Annotated in this window: 15 protein-coding genes; 4 read left to right on the forward strand and 11 right to left on the reverse strand. The window is 34.3% G+C overall.

The window, feature by feature from the left end; genetic code table 11:
* Positions 1-318 precede the first annotated feature (318 nt).
* Both A3SG_RS0113060 and A3SG_RS0113065 read right to left on the reverse strand, forming a co-directional pair.
* Positions 319-516: a hypothetical protein gene (locus A3SG_RS0113060; protein ID WP_016990469.1), complete on the reverse strand. Its 198-nt coding sequence runs from the start codon at positions 514-516 to the stop codon at positions 319-321.
* Between the two features lie 225 nt (positions 517-741).
* Positions 742-1,032 carry a hypothetical protein gene (locus A3SG_RS0113065; RefSeq protein WP_016990470.1) on the reverse strand — a complete coding sequence of 97 codons (291 nt, stop codon included), beginning with the start codon at positions 1,030-1,032 and terminating at the stop codon, positions 742-744.
* Between the two features lie 654 nt (positions 1,033-1,686).
* Here A3SG_RS0113065 and metK point away from each other — a divergent pair.
* Positions 1,687-2,937, forward strand: a complete 1,251-nt coding sequence (gene metK / locus A3SG_RS0113070; RefSeq protein WP_029596806.1) for a methionine adenosyltransferase — start codon at positions 1,687-1,689, stop codon at positions 2,935-2,937.
* A 62-nt stretch (positions 2,938-2,999) separates the two neighbouring features.
* On the opposite strand, the gene A3SG_RS0113075 is transcribed toward metK, so the two are convergent.
* Both A3SG_RS0113075 and A3SG_RS0113080 read right to left on the reverse strand, forming a co-directional pair.
* Positions 3,000-5,750 (reverse strand): carboxypeptidase-like regulatory domain-containing protein, encoded by a 2,751-nt coding sequence (locus tag A3SG_RS0113075; protein WP_016990472.1) that lies wholly within the window; start codon positions 5,748-5,750, stop codon positions 3,000-3,002.
* 33 nt (positions 5,751-5,783) lie between these two features.
* Complete coding sequence (locus A3SG_RS0113080) at positions 5,784-6,695, reverse strand: GLPGLI family protein (RefSeq protein WP_016990473.1); 912 nt, start codon at positions 6,693-6,695, stop codon at positions 5,784-5,786.
* 121 nt (positions 6,696-6,816) lie between these two features.
* Here A3SG_RS0113080 and A3SG_RS0113085 point away from each other — a divergent pair, with 121 nt between their 5' ends.
* The 3 genes from A3SG_RS0113085 (at position 6,817) to A3SG_RS0113095 (ending at position 8,765) form a co-directional block, all read left to right on the forward strand.
* The gene (locus tag A3SG_RS0113085) at positions 6,817-7,608 is read left to right on the forward strand and encodes a hypothetical protein (RefSeq protein ID WP_016990474.1); all 792 of its coding nucleotides are present in this window, start codon (positions 6,817-6,819) and stop codon (positions 7,606-7,608) included.
* Positions 7,608-8,222 carry a deoxynucleoside kinase gene (locus A3SG_RS0113090; RefSeq protein WP_016990475.1) on the forward strand — a complete coding sequence of 205 codons (615 nt, stop codon included), beginning with the start codon at positions 7,608-7,610 and terminating at the stop codon, positions 8,220-8,222. The genes A3SG_RS0113085 and A3SG_RS0113090 overlap by 1 nt, the downstream gene beginning before the upstream one ends.
* Before the next feature lie 165 nt (positions 8,223-8,387).
* Positions 8,388-8,765, forward strand: a complete 378-nt coding sequence (locus A3SG_RS0113095; protein WP_016990476.1) for a hypothetical protein — start codon at positions 8,388-8,390, stop codon at positions 8,763-8,765.
* Between the two features lie 218 nt (positions 8,766-8,983).
* On the opposite strand, the gene A3SG_RS0113100 is transcribed toward A3SG_RS0113095, so the two are convergent.
* The 7 genes from A3SG_RS0113100 to A3SG_RS22400 all read right to left on the reverse strand — a co-directional run bounded on the left by A3SG_RS0113100 (position 8,984) and on the right by A3SG_RS22400 (position 18,497).
* A complete protein-coding gene (locus tag A3SG_RS0113100) occupies positions 8,984-11,440 on the reverse strand; it encodes a sodium-translocating pyrophosphatase (RefSeq protein ID WP_016990477.1) in 2,457 nt (818 codons plus the stop codon).
* Positions 11,441-11,556: 116 nt separating this feature from the next.
* A complete protein-coding gene (locus tag A3SG_RS0113105; RefSeq protein ID WP_016990478.1) occupies positions 11,557-12,087 on the reverse strand; it encodes an inorganic diphosphatase in 531 nt (176 codons plus the stop codon).
* A gap of 101 nt (positions 12,088-12,188) precedes the next feature.
* Positions 12,189-12,797, reverse strand: coding sequence for a DNA-3-methyladenine glycosylase family protein (locus tag A3SG_RS0113110; RefSeq protein ID WP_016990479.1), 609 nt, complete (start codon positions 12,795-12,797; stop codon positions 12,189-12,191).
* A gap of 88 nt (positions 12,798-12,885) precedes the next feature.
* On the reverse strand, positions 12,886-15,372 hold the full coding sequence (locus A3SG_RS0113115) for a DUF5686 and carboxypeptidase-like regulatory domain-containing protein (RefSeq protein ID WP_016990480.1): 2,487 nt from the start codon (positions 15,370-15,372) through the stop codon (positions 12,886-12,888).
* A gap of 69 nt (positions 15,373-15,441) precedes the next feature.
* Complete coding sequence (locus A3SG_RS0113120) at positions 15,442-16,419, reverse strand: pyruvate dehydrogenase complex E1 component subunit beta (RefSeq protein WP_016990481.1); 978 nt, start codon at positions 16,417-16,419, stop codon at positions 15,442-15,444.
* Positions 16,420-17,309: 890 nt separating this feature from the next.
* Positions 17,310-17,834, reverse strand: a complete 525-nt coding sequence (locus A3SG_RS0113130; protein ID WP_016990483.1) for a pyridoxamine 5'-phosphate oxidase family protein — start codon at positions 17,832-17,834, stop codon at positions 17,310-17,312.
* A gap of 459 nt (positions 17,835-18,293) precedes the next feature.
* Positions 18,294-18,497, reverse strand: a complete 204-nt coding sequence (locus A3SG_RS22400) for a hypothetical protein (RefSeq protein ID WP_016990484.1) — start codon at positions 18,495-18,497, stop codon at positions 18,294-18,296.
* Between the last annotated feature and the right edge of the window lie 115 nt (positions 18,498-18,612).

The following is an 18,612-nucleotide window of genomic DNA, read 5'->3' on the forward strand; positions in this document are numbered from 1 at the left end:
AAGCTTTTGCTATGTTTAAGGTTTTAAATTAAAGCAACAGTCTACCCTCAGGAATTTTCCTGCATGGCTTTTGACATATTACAAACATTTAAATACATGATCTGTTTTTTATTGAAACAAAATTGCTGACAATAATTCACATATCCTAGTCTATTTTAAAAAATAACAAATAAAGCTATTTCTGTTAAAATACCACTAATCAATTATTTAAAAAGCGCATTGATTAAATTTAACACTTGTTTAGACGTAAATCTATTTTAAATGCTAAAAAGTATTTTTGACCATGTTATGTTTTTTTTATTTAAGATTGTCTTTCAATTATATAAACAATACCTCATTTTCTTGGGAATACATTTGAAGCAATAATGAATTTGAAGCTTTTTTAGACCCAAACGCATTGGCTTTTTTAGCTTGAATCCTTGGATGAACTAATTCATCTGTTGAGTCGCCCTTTTCTCTTTTTTTTGCCTTGAATTTAAAATCTGACTTTAACGAAGTTATTTTTGATATTTTCATGATAGTTGTTTTAAATAGTTTATTTTCCCCTTTTCATTTCTTTAGATCACTAAAGCCCTATCGACTAAGTACTATTATTTTGCCTATTCAATTACTATTGCCAATACTAAATTTCGCTAAAAACTATTGTACAATACGTTTACTATCTTATTTTACTCAACTGGAAACGCCATAATAAATGTATTATTAATGGGCCACGAATAGATAATTTTACTTAGAACATGCTTAAACAATCTTCATATTAATTTTAATTACTCTCCTCACTTGTTTTTCGCTTAATCGTTTATTGTTGTATGCTTTAACCAGCCGTTTTTTCAAAGCTTCCCATTTCTCTTTCATATAAGGGTATAATGTTATTGCTCTTTCATCCCCTTTTTGCGCATTCAAATAAAGTTTATTATATTCCTTAACATAATTATTATAATCGTCCAAGTATCTATCCCATTTACAATTTCCAGTATCGTGCTTTCTTTGTTCTACTTTTTCAAGTACTAAAACTCTTTCATTTGCTCTCATAATAAAATATTTTATGGATTATTAATTGTTTTCCTGTTCCTTGTTGCTGTATACTGCACCTGAGATTACACACTGTTTCCAGTTTTGAAAATTGAATAAAACAGATGCTTAAAAAGGGTAACGCCGATCAAATGTTGCATTGAAAGTTATACAAATTTATAAGATAGAAGTAACGAACTAAAATTTACTCGTTTAAACACCCCAATATCAGATGCGTAACATTTTTTCAATGTTTGAGTTAAGAAAAAAGTTATAAAAAAACCTTAAACACAAACAGAAATTAAAGTATTCTTAAAATATATTTTTGTTTTTCAAGAAAAAAGAAACCGATTATCACTGAACTAGCATATAGTAAAAAAACCATATGACAACCCTTTTGCCTAGCTTGAATGAAGGAGATTCAATTAATTCAAAAAATAACAGTCCTCTTCTTATCAAAAAAAAACTTAATTTAATCTGCAATTCAAAATGGTTTCATACATTTGCACTCAATTACAAGAGGAAAAATTTGAACTGATTGCAACCTCTTCATAATGAAATGAATTCATTATGGATGCTGAAAAATTTTCAGTAGAAAAAATGCTAAAGCAGCAACTCTACTTTAGTATTTCCAGCAATTACTTTTCCTCTCTTAATTTTAAATTTATATTTATTATGGCATATTTATTTACGTCAGAATCTGTAAGTGAGGGACACCCAGACAAAATTGCAGATCAAATTTCAGACGCATTAATCGATAATTTTTTGGCATTTGATGCCGATTCCAAAGTAGCCTGTGAAACATTAGTAACAACCGGGCAAGTAATCTTAGCCGGCGAGGTAAAGTCAAACACCTATCTTGACGTTCAACAAATTGCTCGTGATGTAATTAAAAGAATTGGTTATACAAAAAGCGCTTATATGTTTGAGGCCGACTCTTGTGGTATCCTTTCTGCTATACATGAACAATCAGCAGATATAAATCAAGGCGTTGACAGAGCTAATCCTGAAGATCAGGGAGCTGGTGACCAAGGAATGATGTTTGGTTATGCAACTAATGAAACTGAAAATTACATGCCTTTGGCACTTGATTTATCACATAAACTATTGCAAGAATTAGCCGTTCTTAGACGCGAGAATAACGAGATTCCTTATTTGCGCCCCGATGCTAAATCCCAAGTAACGTTAGAATACAGTGATGACAACAAACCTACACGTATTGATGCTATTGTAATCTCAACTCAACATGATGATTTTGATGAAGAGTCAATCATGCTAGCTAAAATTAAAAAAGATTTAGTATCGATCTTGATTCCAAGAATCATTGCTAAATATCCTGCCCACGCGCATTTATTTAATGAAACCATTAAATATCATATTAATCCAACCGGTAAATTTGTAATTGGAGGACCCCACGGAGACACAGGACTTACAGGAAGAAAAATCATTGTGGATACCTATGGAGGAAAAGGAGCTCACGGCGGTGGCGCTTTTTCTGGAAAAGATCCAAGTAAGGTGGATCGTAGTGCAGCTTATGCTACACGTCACATCGCTAAAAACTTAGTTGCAGCAGGTGTTGCTGACGAAATTTTAGTCCAAGTTTCTTATGCTATTGGAGTAGCCAGACCAATGGGTATCTTCATTGATACGTACGGAACCTCTAATCTAAGCTTAAGAGACGGTGAAATTGCTAAGAAAGTAGAAGAAATCTTTGATATGCGTCCTTATTTTATTGAGCAACGTTTAAAACTAAGAAATCCTATTTATAGCGAAACAGCCGCTTACGGGCACATGGGTCGTACTCCAGAAACAGTGACTAAAACATTTACTGCTCCAGGCGGTTTGTCAAAAACAGTGACTGTAGACTTGTTTACGTGGGAGAAACTAGATTTTGTTGACCAAGTGAAAACTGCATTTGGATTGTAATTCAATGCAGGTTAAAATAAAAAAGGAGATTTTGTTCAATCAAAATCTCCTTTTTGTTTTTATTAGATATTATACTTCAAAATAAAAGTTACGAATCGTGGTAAAATAATAGTTTCATTTGCATTGAAGCCATTCACGCTGAACGTATTATTCAATCTTGACTTTGTATTCAAAAGATTGTTTGCCTGAATTCTGTACTCAAACTTAGAGTCTTTTTTGATATAATTTAAACTCGCAGTCATAATTTCAAAATTATTAGCAATACCACTAGTCTCATTTTTAAAGCGATTAAACGAATAATCCCAATTGATATTCAACCCATTCAAAAAATAATAATTCAATTTTACTGTTGGCGTTTGCGTAGTAAAACTGTTTGCCGCTTGCTCAGAAAAATTAATTCTATACCCTAAATCAATATTTGGATATTTTTTAAATTGTGTGGCTAAAGCTAGATTATAGCCATGGTTCACATTTTCAATGCCTTGAATAAATTCCTGCGTATTCCCACTTACTATTCTCCTATTTAAGACAAAATTTTTGTTCCAACTTGCGTTTATACCACCTGTTACTTTGTAATATTTTTGAAAACTTTTGGAGTAAAATAAATTACCATTTAAACTTTCATTTTCTGCATCTAGATTTAAGCGGTCTGAAGTAGAATAAATACTTTGGAACGCTATTCCGTTTACTACCGGATTTTTTGTGGTAGTGTACCCAACACTTCCAAAAATAGTAGTGAAATTATACAAATTGTACTTCGAATAATTCAATCTATGGCTGGTAACTAACGAGTTTTCTAGCTGTGCATTCCCTCTGGAGATACTATTAAAATTAGTAAAAATATAGCCCTCAATAAGTGAATTCACATCATTAAATCTGTTTGCTACATTAAAATTATAGGTTACGTTTTCAGATTTTTTTAAATCCCAGCGGGCGAACATATCGGGTAGAAACCGACTAAAATTCAATTGAAAAGGATTGTTGAATTGTTGGTTATTTGTATTATATTGATGAACAGAAAACCCAGGATTAAAGGTAAACTTACCTTTTATAAACTTGTAATGCACTCCTAAAAAAACATCATTAAAAGAATACTTAACCTTATTATTGTAGGCTTCTTGTTCAACAGGATTGCTTGAATTATTTTGTAAGATTTGCAAAATACTTGAATCATACGTCTGAAATGCATTTGTATTGCCTAAAGTAACATTCAAAATACTTTTATTAGAAATTTGATAAAAGTAATCCACTTTCGCGTCTACTTTATTGGTTTTAACAAATCTTGATTGTTCAATATTTAAGGTGTTTTCATTGACAAAAACGGCACTTGGATCGTTTGGATTTTGCGAAGTGCTATTTTGATATGGATTAACAGAAAGCTGCGGATTGTAAAATGGATCTTCATCCTCATATTGATGTTGTACCTCAATCACCCAAGTACTTTTTGGGTTTTGCGTATAAAATAAATTCAAACTCTGATTGAACGAAGCTGGCGCTTGCTTTTGGAACGCAACTACGGTATTAGAACTGTTGAAAACTGTTCCATTGGAAGTAGAACTGAAATTACTTTGACTATTGTCTATGTCTTGCTGATCATTTTTTCTAAAAAAAACATCGTAATCCAACTGAAAATTATCATTTGCTTTGTACTTCGAACCCAATTTAGAAATGAAAGCATTGTTTCTAGAGTCGGTTCTGTTTTTTCTGTTTTCTAGCGTTGCTATATTTGTTGTGTTAGGCTCAAAAATACCGCGATCGGAGTTCGTTATCGACTGATTAAACGTCGAAGAATAGGCTGCAAAACCAGTTAAGGTCCATTTTTTAGAAATAGAATGATTTACATTTAGCGTTCCAAATTTATCACTGGCTTTAGCAACATTATCGCCACCAGAAAGCCCGAAGAAATTTCGATTTAAGTTCAACGTAGTGCCACTTTTACCAATTGTATTCCTGGCACCACCGCTTATCCTAAAAAAATCAGCAGAGGTCAAAGAAACTTCCCCAATATTATTTAAATTGACGATGGAGTTGATGCTTGTTTTAGGTGAATAATAGAATAATTTTGGATTAAAAATATACCCTTTGTCATTGGCTAAACCACCACTGACATCGCCAAACCAAAACTTATTTTTTCCTTTTTTAAGTTTGATGTTTAGCGCAATGTCATCATTGTTGTTCTCCAGTCCTTTCATCTGAGAAACCTCATTGAAATTACGCATCACTTGAATTTTATCAACCGCATCTGAGGGTATGTTTTTTGATCCTAATTTTGTATCTCCTTCCATAAATGGTTTTCCATTTACAAATAGTTTAGCCACTTTTTTACCCTCCACTTGAACTTGTCCGTCTGCCATAACCTCAAATCCTGGCAATTTTTTGAAAACATCTTCTAATTTTCGCTCTTCACCTGTTTTAAATGAATCCGCATTATATACAATCGTATCCCCTTTTATAGAAACGGGCATCTCCCGCACAATTTCGACACCGTCTAATTCAATCCCGCCAGATTCCATAGTAATATTTTGTTCCATGTTTTCAGATTGAGTGGTAATCGTTATTTCTTTATTCTGCATTCCAAGGTAACTCAACTTGATACTATAAGCAGTATTGGGCTTTAAGTTCAGTATATACTTCCCTTTATCCGTAGTAATTGCATACCCATCCATAGCCTTGGTAGCCTGGTTGACTGCCATTACATTTGCCATTTCTAAAGGCGATTTACCTAGATCTTGAATTACACCTTCTAAACGAATGTTTTGTCCGTAAGAAATGGATGTAACAATAAGTGCGATAAACAGTAAAATATTCTTCATTTTATAACCTTTTAATATAAAATTGACCCTGAATTAACCTCCAAAACGTATTTGCATTCCTCCATCTTTTCCACCGCGACCTTGGTTCATTTCTCTAAACTCCTCCATCTTTTTTACTACGGCTTCATCATACTCTTTTTGAGAAATCACTTTACCCTTAGTCGAAGCTTTAATTTCTGCTTTTTCTTTAGGATTCAAAACCACTTTAGAACATAAAATAATTGTCTTGCCATCATTCACCTCCAAAATCAATCCTGGCAAACCCCAATAACCTTCAGGACCTTGACTAACAGGAATTTCTGGCGTGTACCACGCTGTAATCGTAACTTCTTTTGGTACCTCAATAGCATCCATAAAATTAGTTTTCTTTTCTGCTGCAGGCTTATCTGCTTCTTTCTTGTCTGCTTCTTTCTTATCCTCTTCTTTTTTAGGTCGGAAATTTCTAAAATCAGTGGCACTTGGCACTTTTACAGCTGTTGCTTTATAACACGTATAACCACCAATGACTCTGGTTTCCCCCTCCATTTTCCATTGTAAATTCGGCAAGGAATCTTTAACTAGAAACTCTTTACCCATAAACTCTTTATCAATAATATATGTTTTCTCTTTTACGTTTTTATAATGTGTTCCTCCGCCGCCGGTCATGGAACTCATCATTCGCATTCCGCCGCCAGCTTGCGCAGTGGCGTCAAGCTTTTCTTCCTCTTTGTATATAGAGGCCGATTTATTAAAATTAAGAACAAACGTTTTTTCAAACATTTTCTTCATTCTTTCTTCAATCATCTTTTGCATATCTGGAGTCATATTTTTGTTACCCTCCATTCGCGTTTTAAAATCGGAAGTACTCGTTTTCGATTCGTAAACGGCCATTCCCTGAAATTCCTGAGCTTGCGAGCTAAAATAGCCAAACGCAGTAAATGCTAAAACTAAAATTATTTTCTTCATGAGTATTACATTTTAAATTACGGATACGATAAGACTACAAATTACTATTTTGTTACAATCTGATAATAAATAAAATAAGACTTACATAATTATAAAAGGTTTAATTGTAATTTAGCTACCTATGAAAAAAATCATTCTCTTGATTACTTTAGTATCAGCTTTGAGTGCAGTGAGTCAAAATACTGAATTTAAAACTATTGCCATTAATACTGTCAGTGTCATTGCGGATGACTTTATAGGTTATGACCAATTTGAATTCTATTATTACGTCAAGGATAACGTCCTGTACAAAATAAAAGGCACTTCATCCCTTGAATATAAGAATCCAGCACTCGGAAAAATAACGAAAGTCGATATCCAAAATCCGTTGAATATTGTTGTTTTCTATGAAAATTTCAATATGGTTATCCTACTTGATAATCAATTAAATGAAACCCAACGGATAAATTTCTTGGAAAACACGATCCCGATGGCGGTATCTGCTACTGGAATTGCCTCACAAAATCAGCTGTGGATTTACAATAGTTTAAATCAACAGATTGGTCTTTTTGATTATATTATAGAGGAATATAAACCGATATCTACTCCTTTTCCAGAAAACATAAAACACTACCAGACTAACTTCAACACTTTCAATTGGGTAGACCAGAAAAGCAATTGGTATTCTTGCGATGTTTTTGGAGTGATAACAACCAGAGGTAAAATTCCGGGTTTTGACACTATTGAAATCATTAATAATTCTCAATTTATCTACTCCAGTAATAAAAAGCTCTTTTTTGAAGACCTGGAGAAAAAGCAAAAATATGAAATAGAGATTTCAGAAAAAACGTTTCAAAAATTCTGTTACAAAGACCAAATTTTATCTATTTTTACATCGAAGGGAATTATAAATTATAAAATCACAACACCGTAATGCACATAGCAGTAGCAGGAAACATCGGATCTGGAAAAACGACTCTAACGCGTTTATTGGCAAAACATTTTAAATGGGAGCCTCATTATGAAGACGTGGTTGACAATCCGTACCTCGATGATTTTTATCATCAAATGGAACGCTGGTCATTTAATCTACAGATCTATTTCCTCAACAGCCGTTTCCGTCAAGTGATACAAATCCGGGAGAGCGGAAAGAAAGTCATTCAAGACAGAACCATTTATGAAGATGCGCATATTTTTGCACCTAACTTATATGCCATGGGCTTGATGACTAATCGTGATTTTCAAAATTATTCCTCTCTTTTTGAATTAATGGAGTCAACAGTAAAAGCACCTGATTTATTAATTTATTTAAGAAGTTCAATCCCTAATTTAGTGGGTCAAATACATAAAAGGGGTCGTGAGTATGAAAACTCTATTTCTATCGAATACTTAAGCCGTTTAAACGAGCGTTATGAGGCTTGGGTTGATACCTACGACCGTGGAAAAATATTGATTATTGATGTAGACAACATTAATTTTGTCGACAACCCGGAAGATTTGGGGATTATTTTAAACAAAATCGATGCAGAATTGAACGGATTGTTTTAACCCTATCCCTCCCTTTCGAAAATACAGAAAAAACAAACTACCTGTAAAAATGCCTAGCTGTTCGAGGCATTTTTATTTTACATATCTTTATCTATCCAGAATATATAGTTAAATAATTCACCAATAAATTCTATTTTTCAAAAATATCAATTTAAGTCAAAAATTATGCTAGACAAAAGTAAAATTGTTTGTGTTTTATTAATTTTTGTACTGATGTTACAAAGTTGTGCGGTATATCAAAAAACAGCCGTTTCTGTAGATGAAGCCGTGACCTCAAAAAGAAAAGTGCTAATAACTAAAACTGATGGAGCTAAACTTAAGCTTAAGAAAGTGGAACAAATAGAGGGGAAATATTTTGGAATTGTAAAACTTGATAGTAAAACCGAAAAAATTATTCTGATAGAAAATGACATAAGAACGATTCGTATTTTAAACAAAACTGCCACAACACTTAGCAATATTGGAATTATTGCAGGTTCAACATTGGTTATATCTAGTATCGTTGCAGTCGTTGCCATAAGTGCAGCCTGGGGAATCGAATAGCGATTGTCTATTCAATATTATCCATTACCATTGTACTATTTTCATATTACATCGACATTATAGCAAAACGATTTGGTCTAAAATACAAATTCGTTGGGTATAAAAAACTTAAAAATCCTATAGTGCTGTGACTTAGTAATTAATTTTATCATTTAAATTAAAACAAAGATGCCTCACTTTTGCGAGACATTTTTATCTGTATAATAGAAGAAAGACTTTTACTTCAAAGCATCAATTTTTGTCTGAACTTCAGCATCGGTCCCTTCAAAAACTTGTGTTTCAACTTTACCATTTACTGTCGTTGTTATTGTAGCGGCAACTGCACCATTAAGATTTGTTTTCTCAATAGTCACTTGTTTAGTAATATCATGTGCCTCCGTTACACCTTTTATATGATCGCATGCCATATTAGTGCAACCTTTTGCCAAACATTCTTCTTGAGACATCGAAGTACATGCACCCGTTGTAATGCAACAAGTGGCATTTTGCGCTATAGTATAACTTCCGCCTCCTAAGATTGGCGCCATTACTAAGCCTATCAAACAAGTCAATTTAATCAAAATATTCATAGAGGGTCCTGAAGTATCTTTAAACGGATCTCCAACAGTATCTCCGGTTACAGCAGCTTTATGTGCGTCAGATCCCTTATAAGTCATCTCGCCGTTTATCATAACTCCTGCTTCAAAAGATTTCTTGGCATTATCCCAAGCACCTCCGGCATTATTTTGAAAAACAGCCCAAAGCACTCCCGAAACAGTAACTCCAGCCATATATCCTCCAAGCATTTCTGCAACTAATTGATTGTTATCCCCATAAACCAGTTTCCCAAGAAGTACCACTACAATAGGGAATCCAATGGTCAAAATCCCAGGCAGCATCATTTCTCTTAGTGCAGCCTTAGTAGAAATATCTACGCATTTTGCATATTCCGGTTTACCTGTTCCTTCCATAATTCCAGGAATTTCTCTGAACTGGCGACGTACCTCATACACCATATCCATAGCAGCTTTACCAACAGAGTTCATGGCTAATGCAGAAAAAACAACCGGTATCATACCTCCTACGAATAACATTGCTAAAACGGGTGCTTTAAAAATGTTAATCCCGTCAATTCCTGTAAAAGTAACATAAGCGGCAAATAATGCCAATGAAGTTAATGCTGCTGAAGCAATAGCAAAACCTTTTCCTGTTGCTGCGGTGGTATTTCCCACAGAATCCAAGATATCAGTACGTGTACGCACTTCTTTTGGCAATTCACTCATTTCTGCAATACCCCCCGCATTGTCCGATATGGGTCCGAAGGCGTCAATCGCTAATTGCATGGCTGTAGTTGCCATCATCGCCGACGCGGCTAATGCTACTCCATAAAATCCTGCAAGAGCATAGGACGTCCATATTGCTGCAGCAAACAACAAAACAGTAGGGAATGTCGAAATCATTCCTGTTGCTAAACCCGCAATTACGTTAGTACCTGCTCCCGTACTTGATTTTTGAACAATAGCCATAACTGGTTTTGTTCCCAATCCTGTGTAATATTCTGTAACAGATGAAATAACCGCCCCAACTACAAGTCCAACAATCGTAGCATAAAAAACTCTCATCGCCGAAATGTCTTGCATTCCTTCACCAAAAAATTCCATTTTCATATTGGCAGGCAACATATATTGAACTAAAAAGTAACAAGCAATAGCTGTTAAAGCGATCGAAACCCAGTTACCAATATTTAATGCTTTTTGTACTTGTGCTTCTTTAGCATCTTGATCTGTAATTTTAACTAAAAGGGTTCCTATAATTGAGAATAGAATTCCAAAACCGGCAATCGCCATTGGCAATAAAATAGGTCCAATACCTCCAAAGGCATCGTCTATTCTTCCTCCCATATCCTTGATTACATAGTTTCCAAGAACCATAGCCGCCAAAACAGTTGCTACGTAAGAACCAAATAAATCAGCTCCCATTCCAGCAACATCTCCTACATTATCTCCTACGTTATCAGCAATTGTGGCCGGATTGCGTGGGTCATCCTCTGGAATTCCAGCTTCTACTTTACCCACTAAATCAGCTCCAACATCAGCTGCTTTTGTATAAATACCACCTCCCACACGGGCAAACAAGGCAATAGATTCCGCTCCCAGAGAGAAACCAGCCAATGTTTCTAAAACGATAGTCATGTCCTCAGTTGAAGTCCATGTTCCATTCATAAAGAAATGAAAGAAAAAGAGAAAGAAAGAAGTTAAGCCCAGAACGGCTAAACCTGCAACGCCAAGCCCCATTACGGTTCCACCACCAAAAGAAACTTTTAGCGCTTGCGGTAAACTAGTTCGTGCTGCCTGTGTTGTTCTAACATTTGTTTTTGTCGCGATTTTCATTCCCATATTCCCCGCTAAGGCAGAGAAAAAGGCACCAAAAATAAAGGCGACCACTATTAATATATGTGTTGTAGGCACAAAATAAGACAATCCTGCTAAAACGATGCTTGCTCCAACTACAAAGAAAGCGAGTAACCTATATTCTGCTTTTAGGAACGCTAATGCACCTTCGTAAATATAATCCGAGATCTCTTTCATCTTACCATCCCCAGCATCTTGTTTTAAAACCCACGATCTTTTAATCCACATGAACAGAAGTCCTACAATTGCCATGACAATTGGCAAATAAATCATAATTGTATTCATAAATTTGGTTTTTTTGGTTAGTGGCTAATAATCAATATAGTACAAAAACGAATTTAAACAAAAAAGCAACACTCTTAACAGAATGTTGCTTTTTTTATAAAATACAAGAGTATTTATTACTTAATACTGAATAATCCCTCTGGTTTATTTTCAATTTGATCAAAACGTTCCGTACATTTTTTGATGATATCATACGCTTCATTTACATCTCCCCATCCACCTACATCAACTGTTTTATTTTCAAGATCTTTATACACTTGGAAGAAATGTTCTATCTCTTTTAATAAATGTGGATTCATATCTGACAAATTATTCAATGAATTCCATATCGGATCAGACACTGGTACACAAATTACTTTTTCGTCCGGTCCTTTATCATCTGCCATGTGAAAAACACCAATAGGTTTTACTTCCATAACACATCCAGGAAAAGTAGGTTCATTTACTAAAACCAATACATCTAGTGGATCACCATCTAGTGCAAGGGTTTCTGGGATAAATCCGTAATCAGCTGGATACATCATTGATGAAAACAACATTCTGTCGAAACGCATTCTTTTTATTTCGAAATCATATTCATATTTGTTTCTACTTCCTCGTGGAATTTCGATAAGTACATCGAAAGTTTTTATTTTGTCTGCAGTCATTTTACTTTTTTCTTTTCTATAATAATCGGCACAAAAATAAGTAAAGTATCTGTTTTTACAATGAAAAATCGTTCTTATCTACAAATTACATAGCAAAGAAACTAATATTGATACACTATTGTCCTATTCCTTTTTTTGAGATAATAATGCCACAGTAAAAAAGTGGCATAAGAACGGTGAGGGCTCCATTTTTCAGTATGTATTTCCATGGCTTCTTTCTCGTGAATATCGAGTAATTCTTTTATAGTGTTTACTACCGCCACATCACCTAGTGGCAACAAATCAGGGGCTTGAAGACAGAACATTAAATAGACATCAATAGTCCAGTTTCCTATTCCTTTAATTTTAATGAGTTCTTCACGCACTTGCTCCGGAGTTTTGTTTGCCAAAGATTCTAGATCTACATCCTCGCTAAGTACTGCTAATGACAAAGCTTTGATGTAGGACGTTTTTTGCCGGCTTACTCCAACACTTCTAAATTCTTGATCAGATAAATCCACCAAAACACTCGGCTTAAAGATTTTTATCTTTTCCCTTAATTTCAAAAAAGTAGCTTTGGCTGAATCAATAGACACTTGTTGTTCTAAAATCAGTAAAACTAAAGTCTCCAATCCTTGGGGGCGTTCTGGAATTACTGGAACTCCATACTTTTCAATTATCATATTGAAAATGGGCTCTACTGCTGAAAGGTGATTTATAGCTTCTTGCATGTACTGATTTCTTTAGCCCAGATGGAAACGACATCCTTTTATGCCAAGGTTTGGCATAAAAGATATAGTGTACAGCTGGAAATAGCTCCTAAAAATAAAATCCAAAAGATCCTTTTATTGAAAATCGCTGCGTATCTGGTGTGTTTAAATAATTTCCTCTCCAGGCAAAATCGAGACGGAACACTTTGAAGATATTCCCAATTCCTGCGCTATACTCCCAATACACGTTCTCAGGAGCCATGTATTCCAGACCTGAAGCATTGATTCCTCTGTTAGCATCTGAAATAGTTCCGTAAACCCCTCTTACTCCTATGATTTCTCTCCAATTCAGTTTTCGCATAAATGGAATTCGGGAGAAAATACGCCCTCCAAAATTATGATCCCATTGCACTGTTGCATATTGATCAGCCACAAACTCATAGAAATTTAGGTTGCTAAAGGTGTTTTCGATAGTGAAATAGGTTTGATTCCCCGGAATAACACTGATTAAGCCTAAAGGAATAGTGCCAAAGGTTTTACCCATCTCGACGGTCACATTCGTTCGCCCGAGCGGTCCAATGACGATGGGTTGTTTATAGTAAAGCTGTATCTTCTCATATTTAAAATCACTATTCAACAATCCTTTGAATCCATGACTGTAATTTATAAAAAACCGACTGAAAGGACTATCCACATTATCTCTCTCTACAGCATACCCTATCGTTTTTCGGTTGGGTGTGTATTCGATCTGAAAATTCACCTCCGACTGTTTTACCTCGCTTTTTGTAGCTGTTTGTCCCGCATCTGTATAGTAATCCAAACTAAATGTTGGCGACGCAGATTCCAGTGTTCGATAAGACAAACTGGTTTGAAAGGTCAGGTTTTTCACAGGCTCTATTTCGACAGCGACACTACTTAGATTGATATTCGTCAACTTACCATTACTTCCTGACGAAAACAAGGAGGAAGAAGCAAAACTTCTACCCAATACATCATTTGTAGTGGTTAAACTCGCGCCAATTTGTTCTACGTCCCGCCTATTTCCCGCTGACAGAATAATTCTATTTTTCTTATCAACCATCCATTTTCCAGAAAGTCCGTACTTAAATTTATTGTCTTTAAAACCATAGGCCGTATATCCTTGCAATCGCCAAGTGTCATCAGTCCCAAAATAGGTTCTTCCTCCAGCTCTCAAACGAACGCCCTCCACTTCATTATAACCAAAACTAGAAAATATAGGGCCATAATCAAAGCTCCCCACATTGATATACCCGCTAGCAAGAACAGTAACAAAACTTGTTATCTGTTTGAATTTTTTAACCGTTTGTAGCGTGTCTAGCATTTTATAAACACCCAATTCGTCTTTACTCAAATTTTCGTAACGGTTTTTACTCCAGTATTGATCTGATTTACTGTATATAGAATCACTCTCGTACTTGACATCTTCCTTATAAAAAGAATCTGGCTTCTCTTTATTGAATTCATGATTGCCGTAAAAAGAAGTCCGTTTTCCATAAATTCCCTTGGAGTCTTCTTTTTTATTCACTGCAAAATCCGACATCAAATAATCACGTGTCAGTAGAAAAACAGAATCATTTACAACATCAAATTCTTGTTCTAAATAGATATCCTTTACCCAATTAATATTGGCACTTTTTGTAACCGCCATACTAATTTTTTTTATGGCAAATGTGGTATCATTTACCCAAAAGTCACCTTTAAAAGTCAATTCATTCTTACGCCTTGGATAAAACACGATATTGTAACACCATTTTTTATTGATAAAGGCACTGTCTCTCAGGACATAGTTATAAACATCAACTCCCGTCGTTGATATAGGGCTAGTAAAGCTCTTATCAAAAAAAGTGAGATGATTATCGTAAATATTATAATCCGAATATAAATCATTTACAAAAGCCAACAACTGCTGATTGCCTTTAAAACCGGAGCTTTTATTGGCTTTTATTTTCTCTTTTACTTTGCCCAGTTTATTGTCTGCATAAATATCAGATAAAGTTTCGTTTATGAAAATTGGTAAGTAAGTTTTCCCGGTTACCCTAGAAGTATCAACATGATCAAAAATAAACTCCATTCCTCTAAATAGCTTATTTTTCATAAAAGCACTGTCGATTGTGTTCATGTCGAACTCAATCTTTTCATACTTTTCCATTTGATATTGGTCAAAAAGAGACAATCCATTTTTACGTTTTCTTTCCCATATTTTCCTTAGAATATCTAGTGCAGGGTTGTCCTTTTTTGATGTTTTACCCGTAAAAATAACCACTTCATTTAAGATTTCAGCTTCTCTCAACAACACCTTAAAATCATAAGTAACGGCTTTACCTAAGGCAATTTCCCGATCTAAAAAACCAACTGAAGTAACCACTAAAGTCGTGTATTTTTTAGTTGATTCAATATAGAAACGCCCATCTTCATTAGCGACGGCTCCCTCGTTAGAATCTTTGAAAGCTATATTTGCAAAAGGAACGGGTTGGTCTGATTTATCCACTACAACACCACTTACTTTTGTTTGGGAAAAAACAGAATTGGATAGGGTCAACAATAGAAAAACAGTAAATAAAAAATTCTTTTTCATAGTACGCTTTAAAACAAAAAACTTCATCAAACGATTGAATGATGAAGTTTTTATGACATGTTTATTGTATTATTTATACATTACTTTTTTCACTGCTTTGACAACATCATCAGCATTAGGCAACCATTCTTTTAACAAGACCGGAGAGTAAGGCGCTGGTGTGTCCGCAGTTGTAATACGTTGAATTGGTGCGTCAAGAAAGTCAAAAGCGCGTTCTTGTACAATATAGGTAATCTCAGAAGCAACACTTGCAAAAGGCCAAGCTTCTTCCAGAACCACTAATCTATTTGTTTTTTTAACAGACGTTAAAATAGTATCATAATCCATCGGACGAACCGTTCTCAAATCGATAATCTCACAAGAAATCCCCTCTTTTTCTAATTCCTCGGCAGCTTTATGAGCTTCTTTTATAATTTTTCCAAAAGAAACGATTGTAACATCTGTTCCTTCTCGTTTAATATCAGCAACGCCTATTGGGATTGTATATTCACCATCTGGAACTTCCCCTTTATCACCATACATTTGCTCTGACTCCATGAAAATCACGGGGTCATTATCGCGAATAGCTGATTTCAAAAGCCCTTTAGCGTCATAAACAGTCGATGGAACTACCACTTTAAGACCAGGTGTGTTTGCAAACCAGTTTTCCAATGCCTGCGAATGCGTTGCCCCTAATTGTCCTGCCGAAGCTGTTGGACCACGAAAAACGATAGGCACATTGAATTGCCCCCCTGTCATTTGACGCATTTTGGCTGCATTATTTATAATTTGGTCAATACCCACCAGACAGAAATTGAAAGTCATGTATTCAACAATCGGTCTACAACCGTTCATCGCTGAACCTACTGCAATTCCAGTAAAACCAAGCTCAGCAATAGGAGTATCAATTACTCTTTTTTCTCCAAACTCGGCTAGCATTCCTTTTGATGCCTTATAAGCACCATTATATTCTGCAACCTCTTCACCCATTAAGTAAACGGTGTCATCATTACGCATTTCCTCACTCATTGCTTCGCAAATGGCCTCTCTAAATTGTATCGTTCTCATATCTGATATTGTATCTGTGTATTTTCGCAAACAAAAGTAAAAATTTAAAATGACAAACGTGTTTTTTTAGCATAATTTGTGGTTTGTTTTACTTTAACTTGAATTTAAATTTTTAACGAAATCGATGTAAAGGAGTATTAAACTGTAATTTGCGCTTATTAGTATCTAATGATGGTCAATACTGCTGAATCTGGTACAATGCTTTTCCCTATCCTTATTAAATTTTCAATGTTGCTAAAGGATTGATTTTGATATTTTTTTTACATATTTTAACAAAAAACTAATTAATGGGTATCAAGCTCGTGTACCGCTGGGTTGGTCTTAGGCGGAAGATTGGAAAACCCCTGTGTTCTTGATGCCATTGCGCCAATCTGTCAAATTAGTTTTACATTATTAGCTAATCTTTTCCTATTATTTTATCTTTTCTAATTCCAACTTCAATTCTTCAATACCCGTATCCGTTTTTTCTTTTCTCTTCCCAACTCTTATAAAAATAAAAACACTACTGCAGATAATGACAATCCAAACTAATGTAAAAAAACCCAAATTATATAACCATGCGGGTCTAATTAAAACAAATGAACTTTTGTCAAAATAAAAAAAGGTTATAAGGTGACTTAAACAGCACCCTCAAGTAAATAAAAAAAATGGTTATCCAATAGTATTGCTTTCTTTAAACTTTGGATTTTTTAATGCACCACTTTTTTGGTTCTTTAAAAACTTCCACAAGTAACTGTTCAAGCAATACAAGTGAATGGTAATGCAAGCACAAATAGTTAAATGATTTGATTGTTTAGATCCATCTTTTTTAATTGGATTTATTTATCAGATGTTCAACTAATAAAAAATAAAAATGATTACTAGGTTAAAATAACTTTTTAAAATGAAATTTAATTAAGGTCCACAGTGCCTTCCTCGCGGTCATCAGGTGCGCCACCCGTTACTTTTGAGATAAAAACCTGAACCATTGAAATCATTTTATTGTTCTTGGTATCCCAGTAATAAGAAGATTGCGGCCTTATCTTTATTAATGAAATATCAGCATCATCTTTACCATCTTTAAACCAAGCATTTGCTAAAGGGGTCCACATTTCATCAATTTTTTCTTTGTCAGTATGTATCGTGGCAGAACCGTAAATACTTAAAAATTCGTAGCTTGAAGGATTTGAGTAAAATAGCTGGACCTGATTGTTCTTTTCAATTTCTACATTCTTATCACTTTTAATTGAACTAAAAAACCATATATTACCATCCCCATCAACCCTCTGCGTGGTCATAGGACGTGATGCTATTGGTTGTTGTGTAAGTTGAGTACAAAAGTGACAAATTGATTCACTTTTGATTAATTCTTTTAGTTTATCAATTGCCGCCTGACCCGACAAATTATTATTATTTCTTTTTGGATCTTTTTCCATTTTTATACGATTTAGAATTTAAAAATAATTTTATGTTGTACTATTTATGCCAATACTGTTCTTTGTTCTTCTGCTCCCCAGAAACGCTAGATATAAACTGCTTCAATATAATGCTTTATAGGTTTGTCGATCAAAATTCGTTGGTAGTAAGAACGCTACTTTAAATGCAATGACAACCATCTGATTACTTACTCTTGCCCTACTAAACAGTAATATATCTTTATAAAATTAATACCTTCTCTTACTACTCAACTTTCTTATATTTTGATATTTATTTATTGACTTTTTATATTAATCTACTTGAGAAGTAACATAAAATGCCATTACAAACATCACCAGAACTAACCAAAACATATTTCTGCTTTTGCACGGCTACTAACGATAGAAAAAAAAGACAATAATGAATGATATGAAAAAAGTTTAGCATTCATTACTTACTATATAACTGAATTATTACCACTACGTAGTTTTGAGGTCATTCTTTGTTTTTGAAAAATCTGTTATGCTTTGATCAACAATTTTATCCGATTTACTTTTTAAATCATCAAACGTGTTAGTCGCTGATTTAAGTGCGTCTTCTAATTTGGCATTTATGTCATCGCTGCGACCTTCACCTTTTTTTAGGTATTTTTTTTCGTGTGCTACTTCCTTTATCTGGAGCAAATAAAATACCCAACGCTACTCCTGCAAAAACTCCCAAAATTATTTTTCCTTACATTCATGATATAATTTTTTTAATTGTTAAACTGTCTTTTTAATAAAATGATTTTTAAACCTA

Source organism: Flavobacterium sp. ACAM 123 (assembly GCF_000264055.1).
Taxonomy (GTDB): domain Bacteria; phylum Bacteroidota; class Bacteroidia; order Flavobacteriales; family Flavobacteriaceae; genus Flavobacterium.

What these genes read in the sequence shown, in the direction of transcription:
- A3SG_RS0113065 (WP_016990470.1), bottom strand. Translation starts at nt 1,032, where the DNA reads ATGAGAGCAAATGAAAGAGTTTTAGTACTTGAAAAAGTAGAACAAAGA.
- metK (WP_029596806.1), top strand. Translation starts at nt 1,687, where the DNA reads ATGGCATATTTATTTACGTCAGAATCTGTAAGTGAGGGACACCCAGAC.
- A3SG_RS0113105 (WP_016990478.1), bottom strand. Translation starts at nt 12,087, where the DNA reads ATGACTGCAGACAAAATAAAAACTTTCGATGTACTTATCGAAATTCCA.
- A3SG_RS0113095 (WP_016990476.1), top strand. Translation starts at nt 8,388, where the DNA reads ATGCTAGACAAAAGTAAAATTGTTTGTGTTTTATTAATTTTTGTACTG.
- A3SG_RS0113100 (WP_016990477.1), bottom strand. Translation starts at nt 11,440, where the DNA reads ATGAATACAATTATGATTTATTTGCCAATTGTCATGGCAATTGTAGGA.
- A3SG_RS0113085 (WP_016990474.1), top strand. Translation starts at nt 6,817, where the DNA reads ATGAAAAAAATCATTCTCTTGATTACTTTAGTATCAGCTTTGAGTGCA.
- A3SG_RS0113120 (WP_016990481.1), bottom strand. Translation starts at nt 16,419, where the DNA reads ATGAGAACGATACAATTTAGAGAGGCCATTTGCGAAGCAATGAGTGAG.
- A3SG_RS0113060 (WP_016990469.1), bottom strand. Translation starts at nt 516, where the DNA reads ATGAAAATATCAAAAATAACTTCGTTAAAGTCAGATTTTAAATTCAAG.
- A3SG_RS0113130 (WP_016990483.1), bottom strand. Translation starts at nt 17,834, where the DNA reads ATGGAAAAAGATCCAAAAAGAAATAATAATAATTTGTCGGGTCAGGCG.
- A3SG_RS0113080 (WP_016990473.1), bottom strand. Translation starts at nt 6,695, where the DNA reads ATGAAGAAAATAATTTTAGTTTTAGCATTTACTGCGTTTGGCTATTTT.
- A3SG_RS0113110 (WP_016990479.1), bottom strand. Translation starts at nt 12,797, where the DNA reads ATGCAAGAAGCTATAAATCACCTTTCAGCAGTAGAGCCCATTTTCAAT.
- A3SG_RS0113090 (WP_016990475.1), top strand. Translation starts at nt 7,608, where the DNA reads ATGCACATAGCAGTAGCAGGAAACATCGGATCTGGAAAAACGACTCTA.
- A3SG_RS0113075 (WP_016990472.1), bottom strand. Translation starts at nt 5,750, where the DNA reads ATGAAGAATATTTTACTGTTTATCGCACTTATTGTTACATCCATTTCT.
- A3SG_RS0113115 (WP_016990480.1), bottom strand. Translation starts at nt 15,372, where the DNA reads ATGAAAAAGAATTTTTTATTTACTGTTTTTCTATTGTTGACCCTATCC.